6 protein-coding genes are annotated in these 5,722 nt (G+C 37.7%); all 6 read right to left on the reverse strand.

Annotated features, from left to right (window positions below; all coding sequences use genetic code 11):
- Positions 1 to 438, reverse strand: a 438-nt coding sequence (locus N2201_07130) for an aldehyde dehydrogenase family protein (protein ID MCX7785971.1), incomplete at its 3' end; no start/stop codon positions are given.
- Positions 439 to 476: 38 nt separating this feature from the next.
- Positions 477 to 2,021, reverse strand: coding sequence for an acyl-CoA carboxylase subunit beta (locus tag N2201_07135; protein MCX7785972.1), 1,545 nt, complete (start codon positions 2,019 to 2,021; stop codon positions 477 to 479).
- A 60-nt stretch (positions 2,022 to 2,081) separates the two neighbouring features.
- Positions 2,082 to 2,513, reverse strand: a complete 432-nt coding sequence (locus N2201_07140) for a cobalamin B12-binding domain-containing protein (protein MCX7785973.1) — start codon at positions 2,511 to 2,513, stop codon at positions 2,082 to 2,084.
- A gap of 94 nt (positions 2,514 to 2,607) precedes the next feature.
- Entirely contained in the window at positions 2,608 to 2,997 is a 390-nt protein-coding gene (locus N2201_07145) for a GxxExxY protein (GenBank protein ID MCX7785974.1), read from the reverse strand.
- Positions 2,998 to 3,289: 292 nt separating this feature from the next.
- Positions 3,290 to 4,894 carry a methylmalonyl-CoA mutase family protein gene (locus tag N2201_07150; protein MCX7785975.1) on the reverse strand — a complete coding sequence of 535 codons (1,605 nt, stop codon included), beginning with the start codon at positions 4,892 to 4,894 and terminating at the stop codon, positions 3,290 to 3,292.
- Between the two features lie 108 nt (positions 4,895 to 5,002).
- Positions 5,003 to 5,722: methylmalonyl Co-A mutase-associated GTPase MeaB (gene meaB / locus N2201_07155; GenBank protein MCX7785976.1), on the reverse strand; the 720-nt coding region annotated here is incomplete at its 5' end.

A 5,722-nucleotide genomic window follows, 5' to 3' on the forward strand; every position in this document is an offset into this window, starting at 1 on the left:
GCCCCAAACACCGATAGGTTGACGAATCACAAATGCCATCTTATTAGAAAGTTCTGAAGGTGTGGTATAAGAAAATAGTCTTCTGCCTTCACCCGCCGCATATAAGCCAGTATCAATTGCTTCTTGGACATCGCCTCTGGTTTCTTTAAGCACTTTACCCATTTCTCGAGTCATAATTCGTGCCAGTTCTTCTTTGCGTTGGATTAAGATTTCTGTTGCCTTACGAATGATTTCCCCGCGTTTTGGTGCTGGCACTTTGCGCCATTTTTCAAAGGCTTTTTTTGCCGCAGATACTGCTTTATTGACATCTTCAACTTCGGATAATGGAAAGATGCCGACAACATCATCTTGATTTGCCGGATTTAAGTCTTTATAAGTTTTGCCTGAACTTGATTCAACATATTTGCCGTTGATAAGATTTTTATATATTTTTGCCATTGAAATCCTCCAATATTTTTGATATTTGATATTTAATATTATAATGGTATATTGCCATGTTTTTTGGGTGGCAATTTATCTCGTTTGGTTTCAAGTATTTTTAGATATTTTATCAATTCTTTTCTGGTTTGTTTTGGTTCAATTATATCATCAACATAACCCCGACTTGCGGCAACATAGGGATTGGCAAATTTATCCCGATATTCATCAATCAATTTTTGTCGCATTGCTTTAGGGTCTTCGGCTTCGCTGATTTCTTTACGATAGATGATATTGACCGCGCCTTCTGGTCCCATTACGGCTAATTCGGCTGTAGGCCAAGCAAGATTAATATCTGCCCGAACTTGTTTTGAACCTAAAACACAATAAGCGCCACCATAAGATTTTCGAGTGATAACTGTAATTTTCGGCACGGTTGCTTCACAATAGGCATAGAGTAATTTTGCGCCGTGTTTGATAATTCCACCATGTTCTTGAGAGACTCCAGGTAAAAAGCCCGGCACATCTTCAAAAGTAATAATCGGAATATTAAAACAGTCACAGAATCTAATAAACCGAGCACCTTTAATTGACGAGTGAATATCTAAAACACCAGCCATAATTGATGGCTCTTGAGCAATAATTCCGACTACTTGTCCATCAAGTCGAGCAAATCCGACAATGATATTTTGCGCATAGTCTTTATGAACTTCAAAAAAACTATCCCGGTCAACAATGTGTAAGATAACATCTTTCATTACATAAGGTTTATTCGGGTCATCAGGAATAATTTTATTCAACTCTTCATCTTCGCGATTCGGGTCATCTTCTGATTCAATTATTGGAGGGTCTTCCAAATTATTTAAGGGCAGATAAGATAAAAGTTTTCTGATATTGAGTAAACACTCTTCGTCGTTATTAGCGACAAAATGAGCGACTCCGGATTTAGATGCATGGATCTGGGCTCCACCTAATTCGTCAAAACTCACTTCTTCATGGGTTACGGTCTTAACAACCTCGGGTCCAGTAATGAACATATAACTTGTGGCTTTGACCATAAAGATAAAATCCGTTAGTGCTGGCGAATAGACCGCACCACCAGCACAAGGACCCATAATCGCAGAAATTTGCGGAATTACGCCAGAGGCTTGAGTATTACGCCAGAAGATTTCCGCATAAGCCGCTAAACTGACAACACCTTCTTGGATTCTTGCACCACCAGAATCATTTAAGCCGATAACCGGAATGCCCATTTTTAAGGCAAAGTCCATTATCTTACAGACTTTTTCACCAAAGGCTAAAGACAAAGTGCCACCAAAAGCAGTAAAATCGTGGGAAAAGACTGCAACCGGTCGACCATCAATTCTACCTAATCCAGTTACAACTCCGTCGCCAAGAATTTTTTTCTCTTGCATGCCGAAGTCATAAATCCGATGCGTAACAAAAGCATCAAATTCTTGAAAACTACCTTTATCTAAAAGTAAATCAATTCGTTCTCGTGCAGTTAGTTTACCGGTTTCGTGTTGTTTATCAATACGTTCTTTTCCACCACCCAATTTTGCCTTTTCTCGTAACTCGTGTAGTCTCTTAATTGCATCGTCCATTTTCATTTGAAACTCCTTATCTGCCACAAAGTCACAGAGTTCACCGAGAAAAAATAATTATCAATTAGTTCTCTTTTTCTCGGCGGTTCTGTGAGTTTCAATTTTAAAGTATTTCTTCAGATAATCAACAATTTCTGCGGTATCGGTTCCTGGACCAAATAATTTTCCGATGCCCATCTTATATAATTTTTCTTTGTCTTCATCAGGAATTATGCCGCCACCAAATAACAGAATATTAGTGGCTTTTTTCTTTTTGAGTAATTTAAGCACTGCCGGAAATAGCGTCATATGAGCACCAGAAAGGATAGAAAGTCCAATGGCGTCAACATCTTCTTGTAATGCAGTTTGCACAATCATTTCCGGTGTTTGGTGTAAGCCGGTATAAATGACTTCAAAGCCGGCATCTCTTAATGCTCTTGCCACGACCTTGGCACCTCGGTCATGCCCATCTAAACCTGGTTTGGCTACTAATATCCTTAGTTTTTTTTGCATTTTACCTCCAGTAAAGATGATTACAGCGATATAAAAACCAATGTCGCAGATATTCCATTTGGGCTGTAATCATAGATTTAATAATATGCATATCTTACGATACCATTAATCGACGAATTTCACAGCGACGGCTACCAAAATTTACTAAAAGGCCAACTTTTATTCCCGATGCTTTTAAGTAGGATATAATTTGAGATTCAAAAATTTTCGGTGTTTTATTTTCAATTGCTTTTATTTCTACGATTACTTTATTTTCCGCAACTAAATCAGCTCGGAACTTACCAACTGCGACTCCATTATAAACAACCGTATATTCCTTTTCTACTTGGAAGGTTAATTTCCTATTTTGGAGGATAATTTTTAAGGCGTTTAAGTATATCCGTTCAATAAATCCTGGACCTAATGCATTGTGAACCTGGAAACAGCCCGAGATTATTTTAGCAGTAAGTGGGGCTCTTTTACTATCGAATTTTTTAGTTAACATAATTATTTTGAATATACTATCTATTATATCAAAGTAATCATCGCAGTCATCATCGATTTAGAACATAAGGGGTTCTCTATATTCAGTATGAGCATCCCAGTAATCACATTCTTTATCATCGTTATTTGTACTTAAACATTGTGATTATCGATACTCGCTAAAGATTTTTTATTACACTCATCGCAGTAATCTTTCTTATCGCTGTTATCATCAGTTTAGAACATAATGGTTTTTTAGATGTGTTTTCAGCATAATTACCGCAATAATATTTCTTATCGCTGTCATCATCAATTTAGAACATTGGTGGTTCTTTATATTCACCAAAGATTTCTTTCATTGCGCCACAAATTTCACCTAAAGTCGCATAGGCTCTTGCCGCATCTAAAATCGGATACATTATATTTTCTTTACTTTTGGCAACGCGTTTTAGTTCTTTTAAGCACTTTTGAACTTTATTATTGTCCCGCTTTTTTCTTAAAGTCTGTAATCGTCGGTGTTGTTCTTCTTCTACTCGGTGGTCAATTTTTAAGATGGGGATTTCTAATTTCTCATCAGTTAAAATAAATTCATTAACACCTACAATGATGCGTCTTTTTTCTTCTACTGCTTTCTGATATTGATATGAGGCATTGGCAATTTCCCTTTGGGGATAACCACTTTCTATGGCTTTAATCATTCCGCCCATCTTATCAATCTTTTCAAAATATTTATAGGCTTCTTCTTCTAATTTATTAGTTAAGGCTTCAACATAATACGAACCGCCTAATGGGTCAATAACATTAGCAACACCAGTCTCATAAGCAAGTAATTGTTGAGTCCGCAAAGCAATTAACACGGCTTTTTCCGTTGGTAATGCCCAGGTCTCATCCATTGAATTAGTATGTAAACTTTGGGTTCCGCCTAATACTGCAGCCAATGCTTGATAAGCAGTTCGGACAATATTGTTTTCAGGTTGTTGTGCAGTTAAGGTACAACCAGCAGTTTGTGTGTGAAAACGGAGTAACCAGGACTCGGGTTTTTTCGCTTTATAAGTGTTTTTCATTTCTCTTGCCCAAATACGACGCGCAGCTCGAAATTTCGCAATTTCTTCAAAGAAATCTAAATGGGAGTTGAAAAAAAATGAAAGTCTTGGAGCAAAGGTGTCAACATCTAAACCGGCTTTAATTCCTTCTTCAACATAAGTTAAACCATCTTTTAAGGTAAAAGCCAGTTCTTGAACTGCAGTTGAACCCGCCTCACGAATATGATAACCGCTGATTGAGATTGTATTCCATTTAGGAACCTCTTTGGCGGCAAATGCCATAATATCAGTAATAATACGCATTGATGGTTCAGGTGGAAAGAGCCAGGATTTTTGTGCAATGTATTCTTTTAAGATATCGTTTTGAATTGTGCCTCGCAGAACATTTGGTTTGACTCCTTGGTTTTCTGCAGTGGCAATGTAAAATGCCCAGATTACTGAGGCTGGTCCATTAATCGTCATTGAAGTTGAAACTTTATCCAAAGGAATGCCATCAAATAGCGTTTCCATATCTGCTAAAGATGAGATGGCAACACCGCATTTGCCAACTTCACCGGCACTCAATGGGTCATCAGAATCTCGGCCATAAAGTGTTGGAAAATCAAATGCGACCGACAGACCGGTTTCACCGTGTGCTAATAGGAATTTATAGCGTTTATTAGTGTCTTTAGCCGTGCCAAAGCCGGAAAACTGGCGCATAGTCCAAAGCCTGCCACGATACATTGTTTCTCTGATTCCCCGGGTGAATGGATATTTGCCTGGCATACCCAAGTCTCGCTCATAGTCTAAATTTTTAATGTCGTCAGGCACATAAACAATTTTTATAGGTATACCTGAAATCGTTGTATCATTTATTTGCTTAATATCATAACAAATCTCTTCTTTCAATTTTTCCTCCTTTTCAATCTGAAATTACAAGTACTTTAACTTCACAGATAGTAATGCTCAATCGTTGTCCTTGCTTAAAAGGGCTGTGATGTTGATTCATCTTGATTTAGTCCAAATCTTAATAATTTTATCTGACCCAGTATAAGGTGTTTCTTTACCTTTGATAATGTCATCAATCAGACGATCTAATTTTAACTGAACTTGCTTGTTAGTCCAGATTTGTTTACCAATTTTTTCTGCAACTAATTCTTCGATTTCCGATTGAATGGTCAATCGGATTTTGTCTTTGAGCCGATTGTCAGTTTGCAGAAACTTACGATGCGCAAAGATATTTTGGGATAACTCTTTGATGCCGATATTTTCCGTGGCAACAGTTTTTATTACCGGTGGCGTTCTTTCAAAATTTTTCATTTCTAAGACCGATTGAATTTCCATTACTAACTTATCCGCACCTTCCCGGTCAGATTTATTCACAACAAAAATATCAGCGATTTCCATTAAGCCGGCTTTCATTGTTTGAATGGAATCGCCGGCTTCAGGAACTAAAACAACGATAGTTGTATAAGCAATACCAGCAATATCTAACTCAACCTGGCCAACACCGATTGTTTCAATAATAATCATATCTTTACCAAAAGCATCTAACAGATGACAGATTTCTTTGGTCGTTTTAGCAATTCCGCCCAAGCTGCCGCGAGTTGCCATACTGCGAATAAAAACTTTTGGTTCTAAAAATAGTGAAGACATTCTGACCCGGTCGCCCAAGATTGCACCACCAGTAAATGGTGAAGTGGGGTCAACACAGACGATACCAAC

The organism is candidate division WOR-3 bacterium, assembly GCA_026418155.1.
GTDB lineage: Bacteria > Hydrothermota > Tepidihabitantia > Tepidihabitantales > CAIPLT01 > JAOABV01.